At 53.2% G+C, this 26,598-nt stretch carries 26 protein-coding genes, 14 tRNA genes and 1 riboswitch; of the genes, 37 read left to right on the top strand and 3 right to left on the bottom strand.

Annotated elements, in window-relative coordinates:
- Positions 1-5: 5 nt before the first annotated feature.
- Complete coding sequence (trkA, locus tag P156_RS0103320; RefSeq protein WP_027868922.1) at positions 6-1,358, bottom strand: Trk system potassium transporter TrkA; 1,353 nt, start codon at positions 1,356-1,358, stop codon at positions 6-8.
- Between the two features lie 115 nt (positions 1,359-1,473).
- On the opposite strand from trkA, the gene P156_RS0103315 reads away from it, so the two are divergent.
- The 28 genes from P156_RS0103315 (at position 1,474) to P156_RS0103180 (ending at position 16,597) form a co-directional block, all read left to right on the top strand.
- Positions 1,474-2,322 (top strand): Cof-type HAD-IIB family hydrolase, encoded by an 849-nt coding sequence (locus tag P156_RS0103315; RefSeq protein ID WP_027868921.1) that lies wholly within the window; start codon positions 1,474-1,476, stop codon positions 2,320-2,322.
- A gap of 76 nt (positions 2,323-2,398) precedes the next feature.
- Positions 2,399-2,731: a YraN family protein gene (locus tag P156_RS0103310; RefSeq protein WP_027868920.1), complete on the top strand. Its 333-nt coding sequence runs from the start codon at positions 2,399-2,401 to the stop codon at positions 2,729-2,731.
- A 14-nt stretch (positions 2,732-2,745) separates the two neighbouring features.
- Positions 2,746-4,278: a YifB family Mg chelatase-like AAA ATPase gene (locus tag P156_RS0103305; RefSeq protein ID WP_027868919.1), complete on the top strand. Its 1,533-nt coding sequence runs from the start codon at positions 2,746-2,748 to the stop codon at positions 4,276-4,278.
- Complete coding sequence (gene dprA, locus P156_RS11365) at positions 4,271-5,167, top strand: DNA-processing protein DprA (RefSeq protein WP_051600568.1); 897 nt, start codon at positions 4,271-4,273, stop codon at positions 5,165-5,167. Before P156_RS0103305 ends, dprA begins: the two co-directional genes overlap by 8 nt.
- An 18-nt stretch (positions 5,168-5,185) precedes the next feature.
- Positions 5,186-7,270: a type I DNA topoisomerase gene (gene topA / locus P156_RS0103295; RefSeq protein ID WP_034802148.1), complete on the top strand. Its 2,085-nt coding sequence runs from the start codon at positions 5,186-5,188 to the stop codon at positions 7,268-7,270.
- 27 nt (positions 7,271-7,297) lie between these two features.
- Complete coding sequence (gene hslV / locus P156_RS0103290; RefSeq protein ID WP_027868917.1) at positions 7,298-7,855, top strand: ATP-dependent protease subunit HslV; 558 nt, start codon at positions 7,298-7,300, stop codon at positions 7,853-7,855.
- A gap of 1 nt (position 7,856) precedes the next feature.
- Entirely contained in the window at positions 7,857-9,296 is a 1,440-nt protein-coding gene (gene hslU, locus P156_RS0103285) for an ATP-dependent protease ATPase subunit HslU (protein ID WP_369770556.1), read from the top strand.
- Positions 9,297-9,314: 18 nt separating this feature from the next.
- Positions 9,315-10,091 (top strand): GTP-sensing pleiotropic transcriptional regulator CodY, encoded by a 777-nt coding sequence (gene codY, locus P156_RS0103280; RefSeq protein ID WP_027868915.1) that lies wholly within the window; start codon positions 9,315-9,317, stop codon positions 10,089-10,091.
- A gap of 19 nt (positions 10,092-10,110) precedes the next feature.
- Positions 10,111-11,391, top strand: a complete 1,281-nt coding sequence (hflX, locus tag P156_RS0103275; protein ID WP_051600566.1) for a GTPase HflX — start codon at positions 10,111-10,113, stop codon at positions 11,389-11,391.
- The gene (locus tag P156_RS11360) at positions 11,388-12,038 is read left to right on the top strand and encodes a YigZ family protein (RefSeq protein WP_051600565.1); all 651 of its coding nucleotides are present in this window, start codon (positions 11,388-11,390) and stop codon (positions 12,036-12,038) included. The genes hflX and P156_RS11360 overlap by 4 nt, the downstream gene beginning before the upstream one ends.
- Positions 12,039-12,172: 134 nt before the next feature.
- A tRNA-Asp gene (locus P156_RS0103265) sits at positions 12,173-12,249 on the top strand.
- A gap of 4 nt (positions 12,250-12,253) precedes the next feature.
- Positions 12,254-12,328, top strand: a tRNA-Thr gene (locus P156_RS0103260).
- Between the two features lie 53 nt (positions 12,329-12,381).
- Positions 12,382-12,466, top strand: a tRNA-Tyr gene (locus P156_RS0103255).
- Between the two features lie 5 nt (positions 12,467-12,471).
- Positions 12,472-12,546: transfer RNA gene (locus P156_RS0103250), tRNA-Gly, on the top strand.
- Between the two features lie 6 nt (positions 12,547-12,552).
- Positions 12,553-12,626 (top strand) — tRNA-Gly (locus P156_RS0103245).
- 7 nt (positions 12,627-12,633) lie between these two features.
- A tRNA-Arg gene (locus tag P156_RS0103240) sits at positions 12,634-12,710 on the top strand.
- A 21-nt stretch (positions 12,711-12,731) separates the two neighbouring features.
- Positions 12,732-12,806: transfer RNA gene (locus P156_RS0103235), tRNA-Gln, on the top strand.
- 5 nt (positions 12,807-12,811) lie between these two features.
- Positions 12,812-12,887 (top strand) — tRNA-Lys (locus P156_RS0103230).
- Between the two features lie 25 nt (positions 12,888-12,912).
- A tRNA-Ser gene (locus P156_RS0103225) sits at positions 12,913-12,998 on the top strand.
- A gap of 36 nt (positions 12,999-13,034) precedes the next feature.
- Positions 13,035-13,126 (top strand) — tRNA-Ser (locus tag P156_RS0103220).
- 5 nt (positions 13,127-13,131) lie between these two features.
- Positions 13,132-13,207, top strand: a tRNA-Trp gene (locus tag P156_RS0103215).
- 34 nt (positions 13,208-13,241) lie between these two features.
- Positions 13,242-13,318, top strand: a tRNA-Pro gene (locus P156_RS0103210).
- A gap of 11 nt (positions 13,319-13,329) precedes the next feature.
- A tRNA-Ile gene (locus P156_RS0103205) sits at positions 13,330-13,406 on the top strand.
- A 15-nt stretch (positions 13,407-13,421) separates the two neighbouring features.
- Positions 13,422-13,497 (top strand) — tRNA-Phe (locus P156_RS0103200).
- A 124-nt stretch (positions 13,498-13,621) separates the two neighbouring features.
- Positions 13,622-13,727, top strand: a riboswitch (TPP riboswitch).
- 44 nt (positions 13,728-13,771) lie between these two features.
- Positions 13,772-14,068 carry a thiamine-binding protein gene (locus tag P156_RS0103195; RefSeq protein WP_027868913.1) on the top strand — a complete coding sequence of 99 codons (297 nt, stop codon included), beginning with the start codon at positions 13,772-13,774 and terminating at the stop codon, positions 14,066-14,068.
- Positions 14,037-14,813 (top strand): ABC transporter permease, encoded by a 777-nt coding sequence (locus P156_RS0103190; RefSeq protein ID WP_027868912.1) that lies wholly within the window; start codon positions 14,037-14,039, stop codon positions 14,811-14,813. Before P156_RS0103195 ends, P156_RS0103190 begins: the two co-directional genes overlap by 32 nt.
- A gap of 15 nt (positions 14,814-14,828) precedes the next feature.
- Complete coding sequence (locus P156_RS0103185) at positions 14,829-15,848, top strand: ABC transporter substrate-binding protein (protein ID WP_027868911.1); 1,020 nt, start codon at positions 14,829-14,831, stop codon at positions 15,846-15,848.
- Positions 15,849-15,853: 5 nt separating this feature from the next.
- A complete protein-coding gene (locus P156_RS0103180; protein ID WP_027868910.1) occupies positions 15,854-16,597 on the top strand; it encodes an ABC transporter ATP-binding protein in 744 nt (247 codons plus the stop codon).
- A 33-nt stretch (positions 16,598-16,630) separates the two neighbouring features.
- Here P156_RS0103180 and P156_RS0103175 read toward each other — a convergent pair whose 3' ends face one another.
- Positions 16,631-17,080 (bottom strand): hypothetical protein, encoded by a 450-nt coding sequence (locus P156_RS0103175; RefSeq protein WP_027868909.1) that lies wholly within the window; start codon positions 17,078-17,080, stop codon positions 16,631-16,633.
- Between the two features lie 109 nt (positions 17,081-17,189).
- Between P156_RS0103175 and P156_RS0103170 the strand changes: the two genes are divergently transcribed.
- Together P156_RS0103170 and P156_RS0103165 are read left to right on the top strand one after the other, a co-directional pair.
- Positions 17,190-17,789 (top strand): thymidine kinase, encoded by a 600-nt coding sequence (locus tag P156_RS0103170; RefSeq protein WP_027868908.1) that lies wholly within the window; start codon positions 17,190-17,192, stop codon positions 17,787-17,789.
- A gap of 2 nt (positions 17,790-17,791) precedes the next feature.
- Positions 17,792-18,331, top strand: a complete 540-nt coding sequence (locus tag P156_RS0103165; protein WP_027868907.1) for a hydrolase — start codon at positions 17,792-17,794, stop codon at positions 18,329-18,331.
- On the opposite strand, the gene P156_RS0103160 is transcribed toward P156_RS0103165, so the two are convergent.
- Complete coding sequence (locus P156_RS0103160) at positions 18,318-19,187, bottom strand: TIGR01212 family radical SAM protein (RefSeq protein ID WP_034802782.1); 870 nt, start codon at positions 19,185-19,187, stop codon at positions 18,318-18,320. The two genes, P156_RS0103165 and P156_RS0103160, sit on opposite strands and share 14 nt — an antisense overlap.
- A 154-nt stretch (positions 19,188-19,341) precedes the next feature.
- On the opposite strand from P156_RS0103160, the gene P156_RS0103155 reads away from it, so the two are divergent.
- Genes P156_RS0103155 through rsmB form a run of 7 tightly spaced genes read left to right on the top strand, consistent with a single transcriptional unit; the run spans position 19,342 to position 26,575 of the window.
- Positions 19,342-20,001, top strand: a complete 660-nt coding sequence (locus tag P156_RS0103155) for an epoxyqueuosine reductase QueH (protein ID WP_242838689.1) — start codon at positions 19,342-19,344, stop codon at positions 19,999-20,001.
- A gap of 50 nt (positions 20,002-20,051) precedes the next feature.
- The gene (gene asnA / locus P156_RS0103150; protein ID WP_027868904.1) at positions 20,052-21,062 is read left to right on the top strand and encodes an aspartate--ammonia ligase; all 1,011 of its coding nucleotides are present in this window, start codon (positions 20,052-20,054) and stop codon (positions 21,060-21,062) included.
- 9 nt (positions 21,063-21,071) lie between these two features.
- Complete coding sequence (gene priA, locus P156_RS11355) at positions 21,072-23,078, top strand: primosomal protein N' (protein WP_051600563.1); 2,007 nt, start codon at positions 21,072-21,074, stop codon at positions 23,076-23,078.
- Between the two features lie 11 nt (positions 23,079-23,089).
- A complete protein-coding gene (def, locus tag P156_RS0103140; protein WP_027868903.1) occupies positions 23,090-23,584 on the top strand; it encodes a peptide deformylase in 495 nt (164 codons plus the stop codon).
- Positions 23,581-24,507, top strand: coding sequence for a methionyl-tRNA formyltransferase (gene fmt / locus P156_RS0103135; RefSeq protein WP_027868902.1), 927 nt, complete (start codon positions 23,581-23,583; stop codon positions 24,505-24,507). Before def ends, fmt begins: the two co-directional genes overlap by 4 nt.
- A 59-nt stretch (positions 24,508-24,566) precedes the next feature.
- Positions 24,567-25,289, top strand: coding sequence for a zinc metallopeptidase (locus P156_RS0103130; protein WP_027868901.1), 723 nt, complete (start codon positions 24,567-24,569; stop codon positions 25,287-25,289).
- Positions 25,286-26,575, top strand: a complete 1,290-nt coding sequence (gene rsmB, locus P156_RS0103125) for a 16S rRNA (cytosine(967)-C(5))-methyltransferase RsmB (protein WP_027868900.1) — start codon at positions 25,286-25,288, stop codon at positions 26,573-26,575. Before P156_RS0103130 ends, rsmB begins: the two co-directional genes overlap by 4 nt.
- Positions 26,576-26,598: the final 23 nt, after the last annotated feature.

Here is a 26,598-nt window from a genome sequence, read left to right as displayed (position 1 = left end):
GGATATCAACTGTTCTTGGATTTCATGAGTTTCTCGAGTTCGCCAAGGCCGGACAGGAGACTGAATATACTTACCCTGTCGTTGATTTCGATCACCGTGTCACCGCCTGGTATGATTACGTCCCGACCACGGTGGATGGCCGCGATCAGCACATCCTTTGGCAGATCCAGGTCCTTGATAGGAACCCCGATCATGTTCATTCTGGAGTTGGCGACGATCTCCATGATCTCCGCCTGTCCCTGGATCAGAACAGAGGAGAGGATCCGCTTGGATCCCTGGATATAGCGAAGAATGGTGCTGGTGGTGATGGCCAGCGGGTTAAGTACCATATCTACTCCCATCCGTTCTACAAGATCCTTATAACTCTCGTGGCTGACCTTGGAGATCACGTCGTCGATGCCGTGATTCTTGGCTGTCAGGGCCAGCAGAAGGTTCTCCTCGTCATACCCTGTACAGGTGACCACTGCGTCCATATCGTCCAGATTCTCTTCTTCCAGAAGGTTGATATCTGTACCATCTGAATGGAGTACCATAACGTGGTCCAGATGGGTGGAAAGATACCTGCATCTGTCAAGATCCTTCTCCACCAGCTTCACCGTGGCACCGAAATCTGAAAGCTTATCCGCCAGATAGAATCCTGTCTTTCCTCCGCCGATGATCATGACCTTTCGAATGTTGGTGTACTTTCCCTTCTCGTGGGTCTTCTTGTGAAGCGCCTGAATGCGCTCTTTCTCGCCGATGACGTACACAAAGTCTCCCTCCTGGACCATATCTTCGCCATGGGGGACGATGACCTTGCCGTTGTGAGAGAGGGCTGCGATCAGTACATCAGGGATGACATCGCTGATCTCCGGCATGGTCAATCCCACCAGGGAGGGGAAGCGCCTTGTTGGAAACTCTGTCATGGCGATGCTTCCGCTGGTGAAGATGCCGTTGCTGAGGGTATACTTCTCCATCAGATACTTGTAGATCTCCACAGTGATGGACATATCGGGGTTGACGATGTGGTCGATGTCCATGGACTCCTTGATGAAGTCGAACTGGTTCATGTGCTCCGGTTCACGGACTCTGGCGATGACATGGCGGCAGCCGAGCTTCTTGGCGAAGGAGGAGACCAGGATGTTGGTCTCGTCACTGTCCGTACAGGCCAGCAGATATTCAAATGTCTCTATGTTGATGCTTTTCAGAACGGAGATCTGCCGGGCGTCCTCGTTGATGGTCATCACGTCCAGTTTCTGTGAGATCCTGGAAAGCTTCTCAGCATTCGTATCGATGATCGTGATCGCATAATCACCGCTGATCAGGGCATTCGCTACGCGAAGGCCCAGCTTACCGGCGCCAATGATAACTACGTTCATATCAAACCTCTTACTTTCTTTGAATAAATCTTTGATTATTTTAGCCCTGTTACTATATTTTTGCAAGAGGTTTTGATAGAATAGAGTATAGTGAGCATAAGAGAAGGAGGATTATATGAGAACTGGCAAGGGCATCAAGATGGTTGCGCTGGATCTGGACGGAACCGCGCTGACCTCCGACAGACACTTCTCCCCGCGCACCAAAGAGGCCTTTCGGAAGGCCATGGAACAGGGCGTCCACATTGTGATCTCCACCGGGCGGGTCTGGCATTCGCTGCCGGAGGAGATGTTTGATATCGTCGGACTGGAGTATGTGATCACCTCCAATGGAGCAACCGTTACGGAACTGGCCACCGGAGAGCATATCTACGAGAATCGTCTGGAACCTACAGCGGTTGATCAGGTACTTTCTGTCATAGAGGACAAGTTTGGCAACGACGGATTCTCCGTGGATGCTTTTGTGGATGGAAAGGCATATATGGAAGAGAGAGAATACCGGGACATGGAACGGAATGGGTCGGATTACCGAACCCAGGATTATGTCCTTTCCACCAGGAACCCCGTGAACGGGCTTCTGGACTTCATGCGAGCCCACCGGGATAAGATGGAGAACATCAGCCTGATCTTCCGCCATAAGGCGGATCAGGACGCCATGTTCAAGAGACTGGAGGAGATCCATAACATTACACTTGTTTCTTCGTTTTCCAACAATTTTGAGATTGGCGGGCCCACCACCAGCAAGGCCGATGCACTGGTCATGCTGATGCGGCGCCTTGGTATAGGCAGATCTGAACTGATGGCCTGTGGCGACAGCATCAACGATCTGGCCATGATTCGTCTGGCGGAAGTGGGGGTCGCCATGGGGAATGCGGTGATGGGCATCAAGTCAGCGGCCAACTACATCACGGATACCAACGACGAGGATGGTGTAGCCAAGGCGATCGAGAAATTTGTTCTATATTAGGCTTGACATGGTATGGTAAAGATTATATTTTAGTACCAGGGGCGTCGGCAACATAGGGATAGGAAAGGAATCACCTATGGTCGACAGAAAATTATTGGGAGCGGGAGGTGAACACCTGGCTGTACAGATTTTATACAGCAGGGGGTTCTCTATTCTCGAGAAGAACTATCACTGCCGTTTTGGGGAGATCGATGTGATCTGTTCCAGAGCGGGAGTGATTTATTTTGTGGAAGTAAAGACCAGGATGGATAGCAGGCTGGGCCTTCCCAGGGAAGCGGTGAACAGAGAGAAGCAGGCAAGGATCCGGCGCTGTGCGCAGTGGTATTTGAGCCATACCGGACAGAGAGAGACCAACTGCCAGTTCATGGTAGTGGAGGTTACGGTAGACATCATTGAGGACGCTTTTTGAGAGGGGGGATAAGCATGTTATCGAAGATCAATACTGCGGCGCTGCAGGGGATCGAAGCGATTCCTATCGTGGTAGAGACGGATGTTACCAAGGGAATGCCGCACTTCACCATCGTGGGTCTGGCGGATGCAGGTGTGAAGGAATCAAAGGAAAGGATTCGGGCTGCCATTCGGTCCTCAGGGTTGGAATATCCCCTGGGCCGGCTCACCGTCAATATGTCGCCCGCGGACTTTCGGAAGAGGGGAACGATACTGGATCTTCCTATGGCGATGGGAATTCTGGCCGCCTCTGGTCAGCTGGTGCCGGAGGAGCTGGCGGAGTACGCGTTTGTAGGGGAACTTTCTCTGGACGGGGGGATCCGCCGGGTCAACGGTGTGCTTCCTGCGCTGATGGCTATGCGGGAGTGTGGGATCCGGCGCGTGGTGGTCCCGGAAGAGAACAGAAGAGAGGCCTCTTTGTTGAAGGACCTGCAGATCTATGCAGCAAGGGATCTCCTGTCTGTGGTAAGGCACTGTGGCACAGGTCCACGTCTTCCTAAGGTGGATCCTATAGAGGTGAGGGATCAGGGATGCACCAGCACAGATACGCTTCTGGATTTCGCAGAGGTCAGAGGCTGTGAACAGGCGAAGCGTGCTATCATGGTGGCGGTAGCCGGAAATCACGGTATCCTCATGTATGGAAGTCCCTCCACAGGCAAGAGCATGCTGGCAGAAAGGATCCCTGGGATCATGCCTGCAATGACCTATGAGGAGATCATGGAGGTAACAAGGATCTATTCTGCGGCAGGTTTGTTGAGCGACAGTCTTCCCTACATCGATCAGCGTCCCTTTCGTATGCCGTATCACGGGATCACAAGGACGGCACTGATCGGTGGAGGGGGGTACCCAAAACCGGGAGAGATTACTCTGGCGAACCGAGGTGTGCTGTTTCTGGATGAGTTCTGCGAGTTTGACCGGGGGACTATCGATCTCCTGCGGCAGCCTTTGGAAACCAGGGAGATTGAGATCACAAGGATGGCTGACAGTTTCACCTATCCGGCGGACTTCCTTCTGGTGGCGGCCACCAACCCATGTAAATGCGGATATTATGGTGATCCGGAACATGAATGTGTCTGCACAGAGACAGAGGTGCGACGCTATCAGTCCAGGATCTCCGGCCCGATCATGGATAGGATCGACATACACCTGTGGCTCAAGCCTGTGGGATACGAGGCGTTGACCAGGGGAGAGAACACCTCTACGGCAGAAATGAGAGAGATGGTCATACAGGCCAGAAGAATGCAGGAGAAAAGATTTAGAGATGAAGAGATCCGGGTAAACAGTCAGATGTCTCCACGTCAGTGCGGCCGCTATATACGATTGGACAAGGAGTGCAGTTCCTTTCTGCAGCAGGCGTATCGGACACTGGGACTGAATCCGCGTACCCTCCTGAAGGTACAGAAGGTGGCCAGAACCATTGCGGATCTGGATGGAGCAGAGGACATCGCCTTCGGTCATCTTGCGGAAGCCATCGGTTTTCGGGATAACAGGGAGGGACACCATGAGTGAGATGATCAGAATTGGCGATCCGCAGTACCCGATTTCGCTTCTTCCATTTGACAATAAGCCGGAACAGTTATATTATAGCGGAGAATTGTCTCTTCTGGAGAGCAGGTGTATCGCAATCTGCGGAAGCCGAAAATGTACACCATACGGGGTGGAGATCACGAAGCGCATCGCCTCTGCCGCAGCCAGGGCAGGGTTAACGGTGGTCAGCGGCATGGCCAGAGGGATCGATGCAGTCGCCCATCGGAGCGCACTTTCGATCGGTGGCAAGACCATCGCTGTTCTGGGATGTGGGGTGGATGTCTGCTACCCCAGGAGCAACAGACCGCTGTACAGGGAGATCCTGGAGAAGGGGCTGATTCTCTCTGAATATCCGGATGGGGTACCACCGGTCCAGTGGCAGTTCCCGCAGAGAAATCGTATCATCAGCGGCATTAGCGAGGCAGTGGTGATTACAGAAGCAAGCGGCAGGTCCGGGGCGTTGATCACTGCGGAACATGCACTGGAGCAGAACAAGGAGGTCTATGCTGTCCCCGGAAGCATACTCAGCGAAAACAGTATGGGATGTAATAAGCTGATCCAGGAGGGGGCGATCCTGCTCACAGATCCAGGGCAAGTGCTCCGGGACATGAGTCTGGATCCGGTGAATGTGGAAACTGTCCTACCTTTGCTGGGAGAGGACGAGAAGACCGTCTACGGGATCGTCGCCCGATATGGGTCGGTCACCATGAACCGACTGTATGCGGAAACCCTGTTGGCACCGCAGATGGTGAACGGACTGGTCACGCTCCTGGAGATCAAGGGACTGGTCGTCACATCCATGGACGAAGTGTACATTAGTAAAATAGATGTTGACACAACGTCTGAATTGTGGAAAAATTATAACGAATAACTGTAATAGAGGTAAATTATGGCAACTACGAAAAAGAAACTGGTGATCGTCGAGTCGCCATCCAAGGCAAAGACCATCGGCAGGTATCTCGGTTCAACATATAAGGTCGTGGCATCTGTGGGGCATGTCAGGGATCTTCCCAAGAGTAAACTTGGCATTGATATCGGAAACGATTTCGAACCTGACTATATTTCCATCCGCGGGAAGGGCGACATCATCAAGGAACTCAAGAAGGAAGCCAAGAAGGCATCCCGTGTCTACCTGGCAACCGACCCGGACCGGGAAGGCGAGGCCATTTCCTGGCATCTTGCCTTTCTTCTGGGAATTGATCCCCAGGAGGAGTGCCGGATCGAATTCAATGAGATCACAAAAGCCAAGATCAAGGAAGCAATCAAGCACCCCCGCAAGATCGACCAGGAGTTGGTGGATGCGCAACAGGCGAGACGTGTACTGGACAGACTGGTGGGATACCAGATCAGTCCACTTCTCTGGCGGAAAATCCGCCGAGGATTGTCTGCAGGCAGAGTGCAGTCGGCGGCTCTGAAGATCATCTGTGACAGGGAGAGGGAGATCCAGAGTTTTGTGCCAGAAGAGTACTGGAACATATCCGCAGATTTTACCAAGGAACGGAAAACTTTCAACGCCAAGCTCATCGGCAAGGAAGGGGAGAAACTCAGGATTCCTGATCAGGCGAGCTGTGAGAGGGTTCTCGATGACCTTGCGAAAGGCGAATACGTTGTGAAGAGTGTGACCGAGAAGCCACGCTCCAAACGGCCATATGCGCCATTCACCACAAGCAGTCTGCAGCAGGAGGCCTCCTCCAGGCTGAATTTCAATACCCGTAAGACCATGCGGGTAGCCCAGCAACTATACGAGGGGCTGGATCTGGGTCGGAAAGGCGGCACCACCGGTCTGATCACCTACCTGAGAACGGATTCGGTACGCGTTTCTGCGGAGGCCAGAGCCGCAGCAGAAACCTATATCACAGAGAATTACGGGAAGGAGTACCACGCAAACAACGTGTTCTCCAACCGGAAGAAAGAGATCCAGGATGCCCACGAGGCGATCCGTCCGGCGAATATAGAGCTGGTTCCGGAGATGATCGAGGACAAGCTGGACCGCGACCAGTTCCGGCTTTACAAGCTTATCTGGACCAGATTTATGGCCAGCCAGATGGCGCCGGCCAAGTACGATAGTATGCAGGTCGAGATCGGAAATGGCGCTTATGATCTGCGGGCGACCGGACGAAAACTCCTCTTTCCAGGCTACCAGATGGTCTACAAGTACAGTAATGACAAGGACAAGGACACCGTGCTCCCACCGCTTGAGGCAGGAGAGACTCTCGTTCTGAAGGAACTGAAGCACGAACAGAATTTCACCACTCCGCCGCCGCGTTTCACCGAGGCCAGTCTGGTGAAGGAACTTGAGGAGAAGAACATCGGCAGACCGAGTACCTACGCACCGATCGTTGGTACACTGACGGATCGCAAGTATGTTAAGAAAGAAAAGAAATCACTGGTTCCAACGGATCTGGGATTTACGGTGACAGAACTCATGGAGAAGTACTTCCGCAACATCGTGGATGTGGATTTCACGGCCAGGATGGAGGACCAGCTGGATGAGGTGGAATTCAATGGGATCGAGTGGAAGTCGATCATCCGTGATTTCTACGGTCCCTTCGAGAAGGAACTGAAGAAAGCAGACGAAGACATCGAGAAGATCGTTGTGGAGGACCGGCCTGCAGGCAAGAACTGCCCTGTATGCGGCAAGCCCATGGTGATCAAGAGCGGACGTTTTGGAGAATTCATCGCCTGCAGCGGCTATCCGGAGTGTAAGACCACAGAGCCCATTGTGAAGAGCATCGGGGTGAAGTGTCCGGATTGCGGCAAGGATATCGTAGAGAAACGCAGTCGCCGGGGCAAGTTATTCTATGGGTGCAGCGGGTATCCCGATTGCACAAAGGTATATTGGAATAAGCCGGTAGACAGGAAGTGTCCAAAATGCGGGGAGTATCTCACGGAGAGAAGGACCCGCAGCGGCATCACCCTTGTCTGTGGGAATGCAGAGTGTAACTATAAAGAAAGAACAACACAGGACGACTGATAGAGGTAGATAAGGAGGAGAATACCAATGATTCAACTGCATGCGACCACCATCTGTGCGGTTCGCCGCGGACCTGAGGACGTTGCCATCGGTGGCGACGGACAGGTGACGATGGGAGAGACTGCCATCATGAAGAATGGGGCGGTCAAGGTCAAGAAGATATTCAAAGGGAAGGTGTTGACAGGCTTTGCCGGGTCTGTAGCTGATGCCTTCTCGTTGACAGAGAAGTTCGAGAAGAAACTGGAGGAGCACGGTGGCAACCTGAAGCGGGCCGCTGTGGACCTTGCGCAGCTCTGGCGATCCGATCAGGGTATGCGTAGTCTGGAAGCGCTGATGATCGTTGTAGACAGGGATGAGATGCTGATCATCTCCGGAAACGGCGAGGTGATTGCTCCGGATCAGGATTTTGTCGCCATCGGAAGCGGCGGCAATTATGCCTATTCCGCTGCGAATGCTTTGTTCAACCACACGGATATGGCAGCGGAGGACATCGTCAGGGAATCCCTGCGCATTGCCTCGTCGATCTGCGTGTACACCAACGACCACATCACTGTGGAGAAACTGGGAGGTGAGCAGGATGCCTAAGATTCAGAGTATGACGCCGAAGGAGATCGTCGCAGAACTGGACAAGTACATCATCGGCCAGGACGAGGCCAAGAAATCCGTCGCCATCGCCCTGCGTAACAGATACAGAAGAAGCCTGTTGCCGGAGGAGATGCGGGAGGAGATTACCCCGAAGAACATCCTCATGATGGGACCTACCGGTTGTGGTAAAACAGAGATCGCAAGGAGACTTGCCAAACTCATGAAAGCTCCTTTTGTGAAGGTCGAGGCTACGAAGTTCACGGAAGTGGGTTATGTGGGACGTGACGTGGATTCTATGATCCGTGATCTGGCAGAGGCATCCATCCGTATCACCAAGGCAGAGAAACTAAAGGAGAAGTATGACATCGCAGATCGCATGGCAGAGGACAAGATCGTCGAGGCCATGATTCCGGGGAAGCACAAGCAGAAGCCGACCCAGAAGCCGGTGGGGAATATCTTTGATTCCATTCTGAATTCCGGTGGGTACCCCAGTCAGAAGCAGCTCTACGAGCAGGAACAGGCCAGAAAACAGGAGGAAGCGGCAAACACTCCGGAATCCACTGATGTGGAGATGGCCAGAGACCAGGTGCGCGACCAGCTTCGGAAGGGACTTCTGGAGGATCAGTTCGTGGAAATTGAGGTCGAAGAAGCTCCCAGAGGCAATCAGCTGGATATGAGTGAACAGGGGATGAGCATTGCCATCGGAAACATCTTTGGGGACATGATGCCCAAGAAAACTCGCAGGAAGAACATGCGAGTGAAGGACGCGCGGAAGATCTTGCGGGAGCAGGAGGCTCAGAACCTGTTGGATATGGATCAGGTGACGGACGAGGCGGTGGAGAACGCGGAACAGAACGGAATCATCTTTATCGATGAGATTGACAAGATCGCTTCAGGAAGTCGGTATACCTCCGGCGCAGATGTGTCCAGAGAGGGCGTGCAGCGGGACATCCTTCCCATCGTGGAAGGCAGCGTGGTGAACACCAAGTACGGTCCACTGAAGACGGATCACATTCTGTTCATCGGGGCAGGAGCGTTCCATACGGCTAAACCGACAGATCTGATCCCTGAGTTACAGGGACGCTTCCCTATCCGGGTGGAACTAGAGAATCTCGACAAGGACGCTTTTGTGAAGATCCTGACGGTGCCGGAGAATGCCATCACCAAACAACATAAGGCGCTCCTATCCACCGAGGGACTGGATCTGGAATTCACAGAGGATGCCATCGATGAGATCGCGGAGATGTCTTTCCTGATGAATGAACAGACGGAGAATATCGGTGCCAGAAGGCTCCATACCATCCTGGAAATGCTGTTGGAGGATATTTCCTTCGAGATCCCGGAAGGAGAGGATGGAAAGATCGTCATAGACCGGGACTTTGTACGAGACAAGTTTGAAGATACGATCCGCAGAGATGACGTGGATAAGTATATTCTATAGCAAAGAAAGAAGGTTTTCATGAGCAAGAAAATATTAGAAAGGATCAGAAGGCTGAATCTCACTTTGTCGGAGAGCACGACTGGGTTGGTATCTTTCGACGAGCTTTGTGTGATTATCAGCGAGATGCTGGAATCGAATGTCTACATTCTCAGCAAGTCCGGAAAGCTTCTGGCAGCGAAGTACAGCCCCGGCGAGGAAGCCCCGTTGGAACTGGACGATAACGGGAAGGTGAGACTGCCGAGTCTGTACAACGATCGTTTCCTGGAAATGAGAGAGACCAGGGCCAACCTGATCTACGACAGTATCAAGGAAGTCTACGGCGACAACTACGAACTTGCCAGCAAATACCATGTGATCGTGCCGATCATCTTCGGTGGAAAACGCATGGCAACGCTGCTGCTGGCACGTCCGGACCATGCCTACGATGATGAGGACATCGCCATCTGTGAATACGGTGCTACTGTCATTGGCCTGGAAGTGGCCAAAGGGAAGACACTGGAGGAGGAAGCAGACAGCCGGGAACGGAACGCTGTCAGCATGGCGCTGGAGACGCTTTCCTTCTCGGAGCTGGATGCGGTCACCAAGATCTTTGCGGAACTGGAAGGGGACGAGGGGCTGCTGGTGGCCAGCAAGATCGCCGACAAGTCCGGCATCACCCGTTCCGTGATCGTCAATGCGCTGCGTAAGCTGGAAAGTGCCGGAGTGATCGAGTCGAGGTCCCTTGGCATGAAAGGCACACGGATCAAGATCACCAACGAATTTCTGCGCGGTGAGATCAACAAGATCGACATCTGATGATCGGGTAGAGTAGAGAATGCTGCGTTTTTCAGAGGACAATCAGGTACTGGAAGAAGAGCGTCCAAGAGCGATCCTGGTAGGGCTCGCTCTTTCTGAGGACATCACTTATTCCATGGAGGAGCTCCGGGGGTTAGCCGGGGCTGCTTGTGTTGAAGTGATCGGCGAGACTATCCAGTCACTTCCCAGGCCCAATACGGCTACGCTGATCGGAAAGGGCAAGGTAGAGGAGATCACAGAACTGGTCGACAGTATGGAAGCCGATCTGGTGATCTTCAACGACGAGTTGACAGGTATGCAGCTGCGGAACCTGGAGGAAGCCTTCGGGGTCAAGGTAATTGACCGAACGATCCTGATCCTGGATATATTTGCTGCCAGAGCAGAGACTGCCGAAGGCAAACTACAGGTGGAGCTGGCACAGCTTGCATATCGGATGCCCAGACTCACCGGCATGGGGAAGGCTTTGTCCCGGCTGGGCGGCGGCATCGGAACCCGCGGCCCGGGAGAGAAGAAACTGGAGACAGACCGTCGGCATATCGAACGAAGGATGGATGATATCCGCGCAGAACTGGCCAAGGTCAAGAAAAACCGTCGGGTGCAGCGCTCCAGGCGTACGCGCTCCGGGATCCCCGTGGTTGCCCTGGTAGGGTACACCAATTCCGGGAAATCCGCTCTGATGAACCGCTTCCTTTCCCAGGTAGACAAGGAAGAAAAGACAGTACGAGAGAAGGACATGCTCTTTGCCACGCTGGATACACAGCAGAGGAGCATCCGTCCTGATGCAAACCACGAGTTCATTCTGGTGGATACGGTCGGTTTTGTGAGCCGGTTGCCTCACTCGCTGGTGGACGCATTCAAGGCAACGCTGGAGGAAGTCACCGAGGCGGACCTGCTGCTCCACGTAGTGGATGCTTCTTTTCAGGATAATGACATGCAGATCGCGGTTACCAACAAGGTCCTTGGAGAGATCGGCGCAGGCGGCAAGGAGAAGGTGATGGTCTTCAACAAGATCGACATCGCCCCGCAGATGCAGGTGCCATCCCCCGGCACCACCAATTGCTTTGTGTCTGCCAGGACCGGGGAGGGAATGGACGAACTGCTGGCGGTGATCATCGACCGGGTCTTTGCGACCAGTGTCTGCTCTTACCTGATTCCCTATGACAAAGGGAGTGTGGTAGCGTACCTGAACGAGAAAGCCCGGGTACTGGATACCGAGTACCGGGCGGAGGGAACGTTTCTCAAGGCAGAAGTGTCGGGAGAGGATCAGGGAAGGCTGAAGGAATACGAGGTAGAGGAATGAGACGATACAGCACGGTAACGGGGCCGGGGGAGGCGGAACAGACTATCGAACGATCCCGGTTCATCACCCATGTCCGACCTGTGGAGACGAGAGAAGAGGCAGATCTGTTTTTTGAGGAGATTCGCAAGACCTACCGCGATGCCACCCACAATGTGCCTGCGCTGGTGCTGGGCGACAAAGCCCAGATCCAGTGGGCCAGTGATGATGGAGAACCCCAGGGAACTTCCGGGGCTCCCATGGTCCAGTATCTGGCGGCAGAAGGACTGACCAATGTTGCCCTGATGGTGACCCGTTATTTTGGCGGGATCAAACTAGGGACGGGGGGCCTTGTGAGAGCCTATACCAGCAGCGCCAAAATCGGCGTTCTCGCCGCCGGAATTGGTGATGTTGAGGAAATGGCCGTTTTCTCATTCAAAATCGATTACAAAGCCTTTAACAAGGTTCAGAGCCATGTGTTTGGTGCGGGGACGAGTGGAGCAGATGTGAGGATCGAGAATATCCAGTATACGGATGTAGTCTGTTTCGATCTTGTCTGTGACCCTGATGATGCAAAGGCCATCAGAGAAGAACTGGACGGAGTGACGGCAGGGGCTGTACAGCTAATGGGAGAGTGTAGGCGCGATGTGCTGGTACCAAGAATAGAATAGGGCATTTTAACGACTATATGACAACGAACCGAAAATTTTTCAAAAAAGTTTTCAAAAAGCCGTTGACAAAACGCAGTTTTTACTGTATAGTTACTAACTGTGCCGAGAAAATGACAAACATGGCGCAGACATATGGCCAAGTAGTTCAGTTGGTTAGAATGCCAGCCTGTCACGCTGGAGGTCACGAGTTCGAGCCTCGTCTTGGTCGCCAACCCGCTGGCGTGGCTCAACGGTAGAGCAGCTGATTTGTAATCAGCAGGTTGGGGGTTCGATTCCCTCCGCCAGCTCCATGACAATTGAATAGTTGGAGTAGAGTCTGATACTCTACATTATCCAATAATATCGAGGGATGCCCGAGTGGCTAAAGGGGGCGGACTGTAAATCCGTTGGCTACGCCTACGATGGTTCGAATCCATCTCCCTCGACCAAATATGCGGAAGTGGCTCAGGGGTAGAGCATCGCCTTGCCAAGGCGAGGGTCGCGAGTTCGAATCTCGTCTTCCGCTCCATTTTATGCGGATGTAGTTCAATGGTAGAACCTCAGCCTTCCAAGCTGATGGCGTGAGTTCGATTCTCATCATCCGCTCCACGAGTGTGGGCTCGTAGCTCAGCTGGATAGAGCAACGGCCTTCTAAGCCGTGTGTCCAGAGTTCGAATCTCTGCGGGCTCACCAATTTTTTTCAACATTGGATAGTGGGGTATAGCCAAGTGGTAAGGCAAGGGACTTTGACTCCCTTATGCGTAGGTTCGATCCCTGCTACCCCAGCCAAATCTGACCCATTAGCTCAGGTGGCAGAGCACTTGACTTTTAATCAAGGTGTCCGGAGTTCGAATCTCCGATGGGTCACCATTTTTTTACGAATCACCGCTATCATGGAGAGGTGTCCGAGTGGTTGATGGTGCCGGTCTTGAAAACCGGTGTTCGTAAGAACCGTGGGTTCGAATCCCACCCTCTCCGCCACATAGGGATTCGGAAACAACGCCATGGGATCTGTACGGAGAAGTACTCAAGTGGCTGAAGAGGACGGTTTGCTAAACCGTTAGGGTTCGTTTAGGGCCGCGCGAGTTCGAATCTCGCCTTCTCCGCCATATTTAGGGGTATAGCTCAGTTGGTAGAGCAGCGGTCTCCAAAACCGCGTGTCGAGGGTTCGAATCCTTCTGCCCCTGCCATTTGTCAATTTGTAGGCCAGGGTGCTGGGAATACCGGGGTGTAGCGCAGTTTGGTAGCGCAACTGGTTTGGGACCAGTGGGTCGCGGGTTCAAATCCTGCCACCCCGACCATAGTGCAATGTGGGCCACTAGCTCAGTTGGTCAGAGCATCCGGCTCATAACCGGCAGGTCCCGGGTTCAAGTCCCTGGTGGCCCACCAATTTCATACGTATGTGCTCAGATAGCTCAGTAGGTAGAGCAGGGGACTGAAAATCCCCGTGTCCTTGGTTCAATTCCGAGTCTGAGCACCATTTAGAAGCGGCGGCTGCTGTAATGTATATTCGGCAGCCGCTGACTTTTTTTGTGTAAACAGTCAGAAAGAGATCGCGCCTTGACAAAACATCCACAGAGTTATATAGTAGGGATGTAAAATATTATCGAAGCTGGGGGAGCTTTCGCTGAGAATCTCCGCGATTATGCGGAGAGACCCTTATGACCTGATGCAGATAATTCTGCCGTAGGGAAGCTATAAGTTTTTTGATGATGAAGCATCGCACCCCCTCCTGTCAGAAAGGAGTTTTTTTTATGGAAGCAAGTGTTGCGATTCAGGTATTGCCGGAGGCACCTAATGACGATGAGCTTTGTCGCATCGTAGATGAGGTCATCGATTACATCGCTGCCCAAGGGTATACCTACTACGTAGGTCCATTTGAAACTACCATCGAGGGACCGTATGATGAGCTGATGGATATTGTGAAAGAATGTCAGAAGATCGCCATCAAGGCAGGAACACCCTCGGTAGCCTCTTATGTCAAGATCAGCTATAAGCCAGAAGGCGAGGTACTTTCCATTGAAAAGAAGATCGGCAAGTATCACGAGTAAGGTCTACCCGCTTTTGTCGGTGGCCGCATTGCTGCTCCTGTGGCAGTGTCTGTCTGTCCTTCAGATAGTTCCGTCTTATATGCTGCCATCTCCCGCGCAGACGGTGGACGCTTTTGTGGGCGACTTTCCGCTGCTGATGTCCCATCTGAAGGTGACATTGCTGGAGACACTTATCGGCACACTGGTGGGAGTTGGCCTGGGATATTGCTCTGCCTGTCTTATGGATCGGTGGGACTGGGCCTACAAAGCCTTCTATCCTTTGGTGGTATTGACCCAGACCATTCCGGCGGTGGCCATCGCACCTCTGCTGGTGCTATGGTTTGGTTACAACATGATGCCGAAGGTGGTGCTGATCGTTCTGATCACCTTTTTCCCGATTGCGGTGGGGGTGTTGGATGGATTCCGTTCCGCAGACGGAGATGCCATTAACCTGATGCGGTCAATGGGTGCCAGCCGCTGGCAGATCTTCCGACATGTGAAGTTTCCGGAAGCGTTGCCGCACTTCTTCTCAGGGCTGCGGATCACTGTGGCCTATGCTGTGGTAGGGGCAGTGCTGGCGGAATGGCTCGGCGGGTTTGCCGGCCTCGGTGTCTATATGACCCGGGTAAAGAAATCATTTGCTTATGACAAGATGTTCGCTGTCATCTTCCTGATCTCCATCATCAGTCTGCTTCTTATTCTGCTGGTGAACGTGCTGCAGAAGCGCTGTATGCCATGGGAGCAAGTGGATGAGACGAATGAATAAGAAAGGATAACACAGATGAGTAAAAGAATAATCGCTGTCGTGCTCTCTACACTGCTGGTCAGTCTGGCCCTTGTCGGCTGCAGCAGTTCCGGAGACGCCGGAGACAGCGGAGACCAGAAAACAAAAAAGAAAATCAGTTTTGTGCTTGACTGGACACCCAACACCAACCACACCGGTGTCTACGTGGCGAAGGAACTGGGCTACTTCGATGAGGCCGGTCTGGATGTGGAGATCGTACAGCCGCCTGATGACGGTGCGGAGGCCATGGTCGGATCCGGCAAGGCACAGTTCGGCGTATCTTTCCAGGATTATCTTCCTCCCGCATTCCAGGGGGACAAGAAATCCATTCCGGTCACTGCCGTGGCTGCTGTGATTCAGCACAACACCTCCGGGATCATGTCCGCTAAGGGTGGAGGCATCACCTCTCCGAAGGGCATGGAAGGCAAGAAATACGCCACCTGGCAGTTGCCCATCGAGCAGGCTACCATCAGGCAGTGCATGGAAAACGAAGGCGCTGATTTCAGCAAGCTGAAGATGATCCCTGAGACCATCGATGATGAGGTGGCTGCGCTGAAGGCGAAACAGGTGGACTGCATCTGGGTCTACTATGCCTGGGCCGGGATCAACGCCCAGGTGAAGGATTTCCCGGTCGACTATTTTGCTTTTCGCGATATCGACAAAGCCTTCGACTACTACTCTCCGGTTATCATCGCCAACGATGACTTCCTGGCGAAGGATCCGGAAGCCGCCAAGGCTTTCATGGCAGCGGTCAGCAAGGGCTACACCTATGCGATTGAAAACCCGGACAAGGCTGCGGATATCCTTCTGAAGGCGAACCCGGAACTGGATAAGGACCTGGTGAAGGCAAGTCAGAAGTGGCTGGCGGACCAGTATCAGGCGGAAGCCTCCCAGTGGGGAGTGTTCGATGCGGATCGCTGGAATCGTTTCTACAGATGGCTGAACGAGAACAAACTGGCAGAGAAGGAGATCCCGGAGAATGTGGGATTCACCAATGACTATCTGCCGGCAGAGTGAGTATCATGAAGCACACACTTGAGACCAGGAATATAACCATGCGGTTTGGCCAGGAGGAGATCATCCGTGACGTATCGATCTATGTGGATCAGGGAGAATTGATCAGCCTTCTGGGGGTATCGGGAAGCGGTAAGACCACACTGTTCAACTGCATTTCCGGGATCTACAAACCGACGGAAGGACACGTGTTTCTGGATGGGGAGGATATCACAGGGACGTCCGGGAAGATCAGTTATATGCTTCAAAAAGACCTGCTGTTCCCCTACAAGACCATCGAAGACAATGTGGCGCTGCCGCTGATCATCCGAGGGATACCCAGGAAAGAAGCCCGGGAAATGGCGGGGAAGCATTTCGAAGAGTTCGGTCTTGCCGGAACACAAAAGAAGTATCCGAGACAGCTTTCCGGAGGTATGCGGCAGCGGGCAGCCCTGCTCAGAACGTATATGTTCTCCGATCACATGGCACTGTTGGATGAACCGTTCTCGGCTCTGGATACAATCACCAAAGGGAAGATGCAGCGGTGGTATCTGGACGTCATGGAGAAGATTCAACTCACATCGATCTTTGTCACCCATGACATCAACGAGGCGATCCTGCTTTCGGATCGCGTCTATGTGATGACTGGGAAGCCCGGGGAGATCCGTTCCGAGATCAGGATACGGACCCCCAGAGCACAGAGGCAGGGGTTCGACCTCAAGGAAGAGTTCCTGGAATATAAGAGACAAATAACAAACCTGCTTGATCAGTGATCAGGCAGGTTTTTCTGAAGACAAAATATGAGGTTATTCATCGGAACGCAGTTCAGTGTCCAGTTCTGTATACGCTTTCTGGAAGTAGGCATGGATCTGGGCATCGAAGGAAAGGAGCCTGGCGATCTGTGGGCTTGTCAGGGGGATGCCGGAGATCGCATTGGCGATCACCACGCATGCATAGCCAGGAGTACGGAAGCTACGCTTGTGCTTCAGTTCACTGGCATCGATATTTTCCAGGATCTTGTAGATGCGGGAGAGGAGGGTGTTCCGGTCGATTTCCTCCCAGTCCGTCCACACCGCATCATTCAGAGAGTCATAGAAGATGTCGGACATACAGTCAGTCTCATACCTGGCATAATCGAGTGCTTCCGCTGAATTCCTGGAATCGTTTATATATTTGCTGAGATAGATCTTATAATCGTCCATGTTGTTCCAGACGATATCCTTCGATTTCTGAATGGCAAGTTTTCTGTCTGTCATGACAATATCCTTCCTGTTCAAATATGTCTAAAGTAGAGTATAGCACAAGTGGAGGCCCTTGTAAATGTGCCGTTTGTCTGCTATAATCAACATAACTATGGGAGGGAATATGGCACAGTTATACTACAGATACAGTACTATGAACGCAGGCAAGTCCATCGAATTGATCAAGGTGGCTTATAATTACGAAGAGCGAGGGAAACGGGTAATGACCCTGGTTCCCTCTGTTGATGACCGTTACGGCGTGGGACTGGTGACCTCCAGGATCGGACTCCAAAGACAGGCGACGTTGGTGAACGAGGACACCAATATCCTGGAGATGTTCATGGAGAGGAACCGAGAAGCACCGGTAGATTGCGTCCTGATAGACGAATGCCAGTTTCTGAAGAAGCATCATGTGGAGGAACTGGTAGAGATCGTGGACAGTTTTGAGGTGCCGGTGCTGGCCTATGGGCTGAAGAACGACTTTCGGAATGAACTGTTCGAGGGATCCTACTACATGCTGGTATACGCAGACAAGATCGAGGAGATCAAGACCATCTGTTGGTGTGGGAGCAAGGCCACTATGGTCGCAAGGACCATCGGCGGGAACATCGTGAAACAAGGTGAGCAGATCGTCATCGGAGGAAATGAGATGTACGTTTCTCTATGCCGAAAACACTACAACGATGGCAGAATTGGTCCGGTGAAGGATCCGGATAGGAGGTAAGTATGATCAGGAGAGAGGATACCGTATTCGTTGCTGTAGATTTTCAGGAACGCCTGATGCCTGTTATGAGTGAGCGGGAACGCCTGGAAGACAAGGTTTGCCGCCTTGCTGCCGGCATGAAAGCCCTGGGGATCCCCCACATTGTCACGCAGCAGTACACCAGAGGCATCGGAGAGACGATCCCTTCCGTGGCAGAGGCCATCGGGGAATTTACTTACGTGGAGAAGACCAGCTTCAGCTGTATGCAGAACCAGGAGTTCGCCCGGATCCTGCAGGAGACAGGCCGTAAGACAGCAGTGGTCTGCGGCATTGAGGCACACATCTGTGTGATGCAGACGGTGCTTGAGATGCTGGAGCAGGGATACCAGGTCTACGTACCTGTGGATTGCCTTTCCTCCAGATCCGATGTCGACTACATGTGGGCGGCAGAGAGAATGGAGAGAGCCGGAGCGGTGGTGACCACCTATGAGGCGATCCTGTACGAACTGCTTGGGGATTCCAAAGCTCCGGAATTCAAGGCGATCTCTGCTATCGTGAAATAAGCGCCCCCTGGTAAGTGCCGCGGCGACGTAGTTCCGCAGTGATGCCGTTCAGGATCGATCGTTTACGATAGCTCCACTCCGGGGCGATAAGATCTCTGCGCGGTGTGTCTCCGGTAAGACGGTGGACGACCATCTCCGGAGGAAGGATCTCCAGGATATCACATACCAGCGATATATACTCCTCCATGGAGGAGAAGGGGACGTAATCCGGCATCTGTTCAGCCAGACGGGCACCGCGCACAACGTTCAGCAGGTGGAGTTTGATGCCCCATGCACCGCTGCGGGCCACATGGGAGGCGGAGGTCATCATGTCCTCGCGTGTCTCGCCGGGAAGGCCAAGGATCAGATGAGTCACGGTCCGAATGCCTCTGGCACGCAGAGCGACCATGGCGTCGTCGTATATAGAAAGAGGGTAACCGCGGTCGATTAGGATCGCGGTTTTGTCGTTTGCGGTCTGCAGGCCGAGTTCCACCCAGAGAAAGTGAGACCGGGCGATCTCCGCCAAAAGATCCAGCACATCCTCAGGCAGGCAGTCTGGTCGGGTGGCGATGGCAAGTCCCTCGATCCCGGGAGTGCACAAAGCCTTTTCGTACTTCTCCCGCAGTTCCTCTACCGGGGCATAGGTGTTGGTGTGATTCTGGAAGTAGGCCAGATGCCCTGCCGTCGGCCATTTCTCTGACAGGAGTGCCAGCTGCTCTTCTATGGTGGAGGCGAAATCTCCGCCTGCATTGCTGCCGCAGAAGAGGCATCCGCCTGTACCCAGAGTGCCGTCCCGGTTGGGGCAGGTGAACCCACCATCCAAAGAGAGTTTGACGACTTTGTGACCGAAATGATCGCGAAGATAACGCCCGATCATGTTGATGCGGAGGGTTTCGCCGGTATCTGTGAGAAGAGAGTCTTTGGTTGTCTTATTTTTGTAGTTTCTCATGTTTTTCTCGCCTTTATTTTCAACTGTTAATGTGCTATAATAATATGTCGAAATTTGTAAAAAATCAAGTCGTGAGGGAAACATGAAAGAAAAGAGAAACACCTTGCAGCCAGGCTGTGACTGCAACCGATTCAGGACCGGACAGGATATGTTTTTCGATAATCCCGGAGATACCGTCAGTAAGCCGCGGTTGCTGTTGCACAGCTGCTGCGGACCCTGTAGTTCTGCAGTCATTGAGAGACTGTATCCGGATTTTGATCTTACCGTGTTCTTCTACAATCCGTGTATCACGAATCGGGAGGAATACGAGCGTCGGAAGGCGGCCCAGATCCAGTTGATCAATGCCATGAACCTGGAAATCTGTCCGGGAGGAAATACCATCAATTTTGTGGAAGGGGACTATGAGCCGGAGGCATATCTTTCGATTGTGAAGGGGCTGGAAGGGGCGCCGGAGGGCGGCGAGCGATGCACTCTCTGCTTTGAGATGCGGCTTGCCAAGACTGCAGCCTATGCCAGCGCATCCGGTTATCCGCTCTACGCTACTACGTTGACGGTGAGCCCTCACAAGAACTATGCTCTGATCACAGAGATCGGGAAGCGTTACGCTGCGGAGTACGGTATCGAGTATCTGGACCGGGACTTCAAGAAGAAAGCCGGATTCCAGCGCAGCGTGCAGTTGTCGAAGCAATATGGCCTGTACAGACAGGACTACTGCGGATGTGATTTTTCAAAAAGAGACTGATAACACTTGCCGGTAGAACCGGTATCCAGATAGACAAAGGAGGATAACATATGTCTGAACTGATCAAACCCGAAGGGTATAAGTCATTGCTCAGTCCGATGGAGACCCAGCGCGCTATCAAGAAGATCAAGGACTATTTTCAGTCCGAACTGGCGTACGGACTGCAGCTTCGCAGAGTGTCTGCGCCGCTGTTCGTCATTCCGGAATCAGGACTGAACGACAACCTGAACGGTGTGGAGAGAAGGGTGCATTTCACGCTGAAGGACATGGATGAGCAGAACGTGGAGATCGTCCAGTCGCTGGCCAAGTGGAAACGTTATGCGCTTGGCAAGTATGGCATCACCCCAGGCCATGGAATCTACACGGATATGAATGCGATCCGCAGGGATGAGGAACTGGACAACCTGCACTCTGTTTACGTGGACCAGTGGGACTGGGAGAAGGTCATCACCAAGGAGCAACGGAACACGGAGTATCTTCATGAGGTGGTCATTACCATTTACAATGCAGTAAAGAACCTGGGCGATTATGTCAACCGGCTGTACAGAGAGATACAGACAGAGATCCCGAACGAGATATTCTTCATCACATCTCAGGAGCTGGAGGATCTTTATCCCAACAAGACTCCAAAGGAGAGAGAGGATCTGATCTGCAAGACGCATGGCGCTGTTTTCCTGGAGAAGATTGGTGACAAACTGAAGTCCGGGGAACCTCATGATGGAAGATCCCCGGATTACGATGACTGGGAACTGAACGGCGACATCCTTTTGTGGAACGATGTGCTCGACCGTGCCTTCGAGATCTCCTCCATGGGTATCCGCGTGGATGCGGACGCCATGGACAGACAACTGCGGAAGGCGGGCTGTGAGGACAGAAGACAGATGCCCTATCACCAGGCGGTGCTGAACGACGAACTTCCTTACTCTATTGGTGGGGGAATCGGACAGTCCAGGCTATGTATGTACTTCCTCAGGAAGGCGCACATCGGTGAGGTACAAGCATCCATCTGGCCGGAGAGAATGGTGGAAGAAAGCCGAAGAAACGGCATCTTCCTTCTGTAAAGGAGAACGATGTATTACTATGATCTGATCGTGGAGAATAAGAGCCGGCATACGGACGAACTTTACACTTACGGCGCGGAGGAGAAGTTGACCACAGGGTCTGTGGTCAGTGTCCATTTTGGAAAGGGCAAGACCCCCAAGCGTGGATTCGTAGTCAGAGAAAACCCGGCGCCCTCCTTCGATCTGACCAGGATCAAGCCTATCCTTGCGGTGGACGAGGGGCTGTGTCTCACAGAAGAGATGATCGATACCTGCCTCTGGATGCGTCAGCGGTATGGGATACGGTATATGGATGGGATCCAGTGCTTTGTGCCAAAGGGTAAACCGCCGAAACCGGGCAAGGAGAAACGACCCTACCGAAATGTGAAGGCGGAGAATCAGGAGATTCGGCAGCTGACCGGAGAGCAGGAACAAGCCCTTCGGCAGATCCTTCCTCCGATCAGGGAGAGACGACAGGAGAGTTTTCTGATCCACGGAGTCACCGGCAGTGGGAAGACAGAGGTCTATATGCAGGCCATCGCGGAGGTGTTGGCACAAGGTCGCAGTGCGATCATGCTGGTGCCCGAGATCGCCCTCACCAAACAGATCATAGAACGGTTTGCCGGACGGTTCGGGATGGACAATATCGCGGTCCTTCATTCCAAACTGACTCAGCGGGAGCGGTTTGACGAATGGATGCGGATCCGAAAAGGAGAGGCCAGGGTGGTGATCGGTGCCAGGATCGGTGTGTTTGCGCCAACAAAGGAACTGGGGCTGATCATCATGGATGAGGAGCACGAGTCCACCTACAAGTCCGATCAAACCCCGAAATACGAGACCGTAGATATCGCCTACAAGCGTGCCATGACTCATCGGTGCGTGCTCCTGCTGGGAAGCGCAACACCATCGGTGGTATCCTATCGTAGGGCAGAAGAGGGCATCTACCGGTTGATCGAGATGAAGGAAAGATACAATGCGGTGGCTCTCCCGTCAGTGGAAATGGTAGACATGAAGGAGGAACTTAAGTCTGGCAACCGGACCCTCTTCAGCCAAATGCTGCAGCAGGAGATTCGGGACACGCTGCGGGATGGGTCCCAGGTGATACTTTTCCTGAACAGGCGTGGGTATTCAACCTATGTGTCCTGTATGGACTGTGGGCAGCCGGCAAAGTGCCCTGAGTGTGGGATCTCTCTGGTGTATCATAAACGCAGCAATGCGCTGGTCTGCCACTACTGCGGAAAGAAATTCCCGCCGCCGGCGGTGTGTCCTTCCTGTGGCAGTGACCGCATCAGATACTTTGGTATGGGGACGGAGCAGATCGAGGAATTGACAGGATCGCTGTTCCCGGAGGCGGTAGTCCAGAGACTGGATCTGGATACTGCCACCAGCACCAGAGCAGTAGAGAAGATCCTCACCGGTGTAGCAAAGGGAGAGACGGACATCCTCATCGGTACCCAACTGGTCGCCAAGGGTCTGGACTTTCGAAACGTTGGGCTGGTGGGCGTCATGTCGGCTGATGTCAGTCTGAATATCCCGGACTACAGAGCGGCGGAAAGGACCTTCCAGCTGGTGACCCAGGTGGCCGGACGGGCAGGCAGAGGGGATGCGAGAGGACGAGTCATCGTACAGACCAGTACCCCGGATAATTTCGCACTGATTGCGGCGGCAAGCCATGATTATGATGCGTTCTACAGACAGGAGATCGCCATCCGACAGTTTATGGGATATCCTCCGGAGACGGATCTGATCGTGGCAGAGTTTACGGCGGACACAGAGGAGGAGGCCAGACAGAGCGCAGAGGTATGCCGTGGCTTTCTTATCAGGGAGAAACTGCCGGGAGCCGATACGATCTTTCAGCCCAGAGAGTCCACCTCTTTTAAGGGAAAAGACAGTGTGCGGTGGCATATCCTGATCAAGGCGCCGCGGGGCACCAGAAACAAGTATATCCATTATCTTCGTTATTTTGCAGACGATCTGCTCGTGCAGGGAAGCGGATGCAATCTGACGATAGACGTTAATCCATATAGTAGTTTGTAACGGAGGAAAGAATGGCAATCAGACACGTTGTGACGGAAGGGGATCCTATCCTCAGAAAGAAATGCAGAGAAGTCAAGGAAGTGAACGACCACATCAGAGAACTGATGGGGGATATGCTGGATACGATGCGGCACGATCTGGGTGTCGGGATCGCCGGCCCGCAGGTGGGGGTAATGCGTCGCCTGTTCGTGGCTGAGCCGGAACCAGATCGTGTATATTACATGATCAATCCGGTGATCCTGGAGTCGGAAGGGTCTGTCACAGATCAGGAGGGGTGCCTGAGTGTGCCCGGGCTGGTGGGAACTGTGGAAAGACCTGAGAAAATCAAAATGAAAGCCCTGGATCTGGAGGGGCAGGTGCAGGAGTACGAGTTCGAGGGATTCGATGCCCGCGTCATGTGCCATGAGTACGACCATCTGGAAGGGATCCTGTACACCGACAAGGCGACGGATATCCATGAGCCGATGGAGGAGATGCCAGAAGAAGGAGACGAACAGGAAGCATGAAGATCGTGTTTATGGGAACCCCGGATTTTGCCGTTCCGGTACTTGAGAAACTGGTGGAGAAGGGACATGAGCTGGGTTATGCAGTGACCCAGCCGGACCGGGCCAGAAGCAGAAACAAAGTAACGTTCTCTCCTGTGAAGGAAGCAGCTCTTCAGCTTGGCATTCAGGTCCTGCAGCCGGAGAAACTCTCGGCAGATGCGGATTGCCTGCAGGCGATCCGAGCGTATTCACCGGATGCCATCGTGGTAGTGGCATATGGACAGATCCTGAAGAAAGACCTGTTGGAACTTCCCAGGTATGGTTGTTTCAATGTCCACGGATCACTGCTCCCTCGCTGGAGGGGGGCTGCACCCATGCAGCATGCTATCCTGGCCGGTGATGAGAAGACAGGTGTCACTATCATGCGGATGGAGGAAGGGCTGGATACGGGCGATATGATCGCCAAGGCGGAGACCATCATCGGGGACAAGAATTTCGAAAGTATCCACGATGAACTGGCCGCAATGGGAGCCGACCTTATGACTGAGGCTCTTGAGAGCATCGAGAGAGGAAAGGCGGATTTTGTGCCCCAGAATGATCAGGACGCGACCTATGCCCATAAGATCAGCAAGCAGGACGGCAAAATCGACTTCGGTGCCGGAGCGGAGGCGGTCCTGAGAAAGATCCGCGCGTTTGATCCATGGCCGGGCGCCTTCTGTGAAATGGAAGGAAAGACAGTGAAGCTCTGGGATGGATTTGTGACCGGTGACTCTACAGAGGCGGTGGACGGAACCATCCTTTCCGTGGACAAAGCCTCGTTTTCTGTGGCTGCAGGCGGCAGTGTACTGGCAATCACACAACTGCAGATGCCAGGTAAGAAAAGAGTGAAGACGGCTGACTTTCTACGTGGCCATTCACTGGCGGCGGGCATGGTGCTTTCATAGTTTACACTTGTCATATGCCTGTTTCATGGTAGAATAGAAATATCGAATAGGAGGAAACTATGTTTTACGGATATGGACTTGATCCTACGATCATTATTCTGATACCGGCCCTGTTGATCAGCATGTATGCACAGGGAAAGGTACAGAGCACTTTTCGGAGATTTTCCAATGTCAGGAATCAGACAGGTCTCACCGGTGCCCAGGCGGCCAGACGTATGTTGGATGTGAACGGTCTGCAGGACGTGCAGATCAACGCGATCGCGGGCAGTCTGACTGATCATTACGATCCCAGGAATCGGACACTGAATCTGTCAGAGCCTGTTTATAACGTGCCTTCCGTGGCCGCTGTCAGTGTGGCCTGTCACGAGGCGGGACATGCGTTGCAGCATGCCAGAGGTTATGTGCCCCTTACCTTTCGGAATACCATCGTGCCGGTGGTGAATTTTGCTTCCAGGATCTCCTGGATCATGATCGTGATCGGGATCATGCTTTTGTTTGCAGGGCGCGGTGGCGGCAGCCCCATGGGAGGAATGATCCTGGATATCGGTATCATCGCGTTTATCGTGGTGATCGTGTTCCACCTGGTCACATTGCCGGTAGAATTTAATGCAAGCCGTCGGGCGCTGCAGCAGATGGAATCAATCGGGCTCGTGATGCAGGAGGATATGGTGGGATCTCGAAAGGTCCTGCGCGCTGCTGCGTTCACCTATGTGGCAGCCGCCCTTATGGCTATCGCCAACCTGCTGAGGATCCTGGCCATCGTGGGGTTTAACAGAGAATGAGCAAGACGGATGTCAACCGAAGCACGGCGTACTACGCGTTACTTCGGATCACAAGAGACCAGGCCTATGCCAACCTGGAACTGAATAACCAGATCGACCGAAACAGACCGGACGCTCCGGCTTTCGTCCGAGAACTGGTCTATACGGTGCTCCGGAACAGGAATTATCTGGATTTTCTTCTGGCTCAGATGGTGAGCCGAGGGTTTCAAAAACTGCGTCCACAGCCGCTGACTCTTTTGAGGATGGGGCTGGCACAGATTCTGTATATGGACAGTGTGCCAGACCATGCCGCTGTCAACGAAACTGTACGACTGGCACGGAAGCACTGTGTCCACCAGGCGGGGATGATCAACGGGGTGCTTCGGACCTATCTGAGGCAGGCGGATACGCTGAGAAAGCCGGACTCTATCAGGGATATGGAGGAACGGTTATCGATTTGCTACAGTGTGGATCGATCTATTGCGGCGCTGTGGATCGATCAATATGGTCCCCAGAAGGCAGAGTCGATGATGCAGGCATGTCACCGGTTACCGCCCCTTACTGTGCGTGTGAATACGACCCGTATAGAACCAGCCGAACTCTCAGAACGGCTCGCCGCACAGCATATACAGGCGGCAGCCAAGGCTTTGTCGCCGAGGCTTCTGGAGCTTTCGGGCAGAGATATCCTGGACAGCACGGAATACAGAGAAGGGCTGTTCTCGCCTCAGGGAACAGGATCTCTTATGGCGATAGATGCGTTGGGAGCATCACCGGGAGATACACTGATCGATGTATGCGCCGCACCAGGCGGAAAGAGTCTGGCTGCAGCGGAAAGCATGGGAAACAAGGGCAGGATCCTGGCTATGGATCTGTATGAGAATAAACTTCGCGAGATACAGCGTCAGTCTGGCAGGCTGGGGCTGTCCATCATAGAGACCGTTGTCCACGATGGAACGAAGGCGATCGAGGCGTTTGCCGGTACTGCCGACAAGGTGATATGCGACGTTCCCTGCAGCGGGCTGGGGGTGCTCAGAAAGAAACCGGAGATCCGTTACAGAGCAGTAGAGAATCAAGGGCGTGCCCTGGCAGAGAAACAACTGGCCATCCTGGAGGCAGCGTCGACCTACCTGAAGCCCGGAGGGACGTTGCTTTATAGCACCTGTACGGTCAATCGAGTGGAGAATCAGGAGGTTACGAAAGCGTTCCTGAAGGAGCATTCTTCTTTTAGGGTGCTCAGGGAGGAACAGCTTCTTCCCGATGAGGAACCGGAGGATGGATTCTATTATTGCACGATGAGATTAGAGTAAGAGCGGAAAGGAGAATCGCGTTT

This window comes from Eubacterium sp. AB3007, assembly GCF_000688015.1.
In the GTDB taxonomy this organism is placed as follows: Bacteria; Bacillota; Clostridia; order Peptostreptococcales; family Anaerovoracaceae; genus Aminicella.
The sequence above is the reverse complement of the archived record's forward strand: the minus strand, read 5'-3'. Positions and strand labels throughout refer to the sequence as shown.

What these genes read in the sequence shown, in the direction of transcription:
- rsmB (WP_027868900.1), top strand. Translation starts at nt 25,286, where the DNA reads ATGAGCAAGACGGATGTCAACCGAAGCACGGCGTACTACGCGTTACTT.
- P156_RS11360 (WP_051600565.1), top strand. Translation starts at nt 11,388, where the DNA reads ATGAGACGATACAGCACGGTAACGGGGCCGGGGGAGGCGGAACAGACT.
- P156_RS0103195 (WP_027868913.1), top strand. Translation starts at nt 13,772, where the DNA reads ATGGAAGCAAGTGTTGCGATTCAGGTATTGCCGGAGGCACCTAATGAC.
- P156_RS0103185 (WP_027868911.1), top strand. Translation starts at nt 14,829, where the DNA reads ATGAGTAAAAGAATAATCGCTGTCGTGCTCTCTACACTGCTGGTCAGT.
- hslV (WP_027868917.1), top strand. Translation starts at nt 7,298, where the DNA reads ATGATTCAACTGCATGCGACCACCATCTGTGCGGTTCGCCGCGGACCT.
- P156_RS0103315 (WP_027868921.1), top strand. Translation starts at nt 1,474, where the DNA reads ATGAGAACTGGCAAGGGCATCAAGATGGTTGCGCTGGATCTGGACGGA.
- priA (WP_051600563.1), top strand. Translation starts at nt 21,072, where the DNA reads ATGTATTACTATGATCTGATCGTGGAGAATAAGAGCCGGCATACGGAC.
- P156_RS0103160 (WP_034802782.1), bottom strand. Translation starts at nt 19,187, where the DNA reads ATGATCGGGCGTTATCTTCGCGATCATTTCGGTCACAAAGTCGTCAAA.
- fmt (WP_027868902.1), top strand. Translation starts at nt 23,581, where the DNA reads ATGAAGATCGTGTTTATGGGAACCCCGGATTTTGCCGTTCCGGTACTT.
- asnA (WP_027868904.1), top strand. Translation starts at nt 20,052, where the DNA reads ATGTCTGAACTGATCAAACCCGAAGGGTATAAGTCATTGCTCAGTCCG.
- P156_RS0103175 (WP_027868909.1), bottom strand. Translation starts at nt 17,080, where the DNA reads ATGACAGACAGAAAACTTGCCATTCAGAAATCGAAGGATATCGTCTGG.
- P156_RS0103155 (WP_242838689.1), top strand. Translation starts at nt 19,342, where the DNA reads ATGAAAGAAAAGAGAAACACCTTGCAGCCAGGCTGTGACTGCAACCGA.
- hflX (WP_051600566.1), top strand. Translation starts at nt 10,111, where the DNA reads ATGCTGCGTTTTTCAGAGGACAATCAGGTACTGGAAGAAGAGCGTCCA.
- topA (WP_034802148.1), top strand. Translation starts at nt 5,186, where the DNA reads ATGGCAACTACGAAAAAGAAACTGGTGATCGTCGAGTCGCCATCCAAG.
- P156_RS0103305 (WP_027868919.1), top strand. Translation starts at nt 2,746, where the DNA reads ATGTTATCGAAGATCAATACTGCGGCGCTGCAGGGGATCGAAGCGATT.
- P156_RS0103180 (WP_027868910.1), top strand. Translation starts at nt 15,854, where the DNA reads ATGAAGCACACACTTGAGACCAGGAATATAACCATGCGGTTTGGCCAG.
- P156_RS0103165 (WP_027868907.1), top strand. Translation starts at nt 17,792, where the DNA reads ATGATCAGGAGAGAGGATACCGTATTCGTTGCTGTAGATTTTCAGGAA.
- P156_RS0103130 (WP_027868901.1), top strand. Translation starts at nt 24,567, where the DNA reads ATGTTTTACGGATATGGACTTGATCCTACGATCATTATTCTGATACCG.
- trkA (WP_027868922.1), bottom strand. Translation starts at nt 1,358, where the DNA reads ATGAACGTAGTTATCATTGGCGCCGGTAAGCTGGGCCTTCGCGTAGCG.
- P156_RS0103310 (WP_027868920.1), top strand. Translation starts at nt 2,399, where the DNA reads ATGGTCGACAGAAAATTATTGGGAGCGGGAGGTGAACACCTGGCTGTA.
- P156_RS0103170 (WP_027868908.1), top strand. Translation starts at nt 17,190, where the DNA reads ATGGCACAGTTATACTACAGATACAGTACTATGAACGCAGGCAAGTCC.
- codY (WP_027868915.1), top strand. Translation starts at nt 9,315, where the DNA reads ATGAGCAAGAAAATATTAGAAAGGATCAGAAGGCTGAATCTCACTTTG.
- dprA (WP_051600568.1), top strand. Translation starts at nt 4,271, where the DNA reads ATGAGTGAGATGATCAGAATTGGCGATCCGCAGTACCCGATTTCGCTT.
- def (WP_027868903.1), top strand. Translation starts at nt 23,090, where the DNA reads ATGGCAATCAGACACGTTGTGACGGAAGGGGATCCTATCCTCAGAAAG.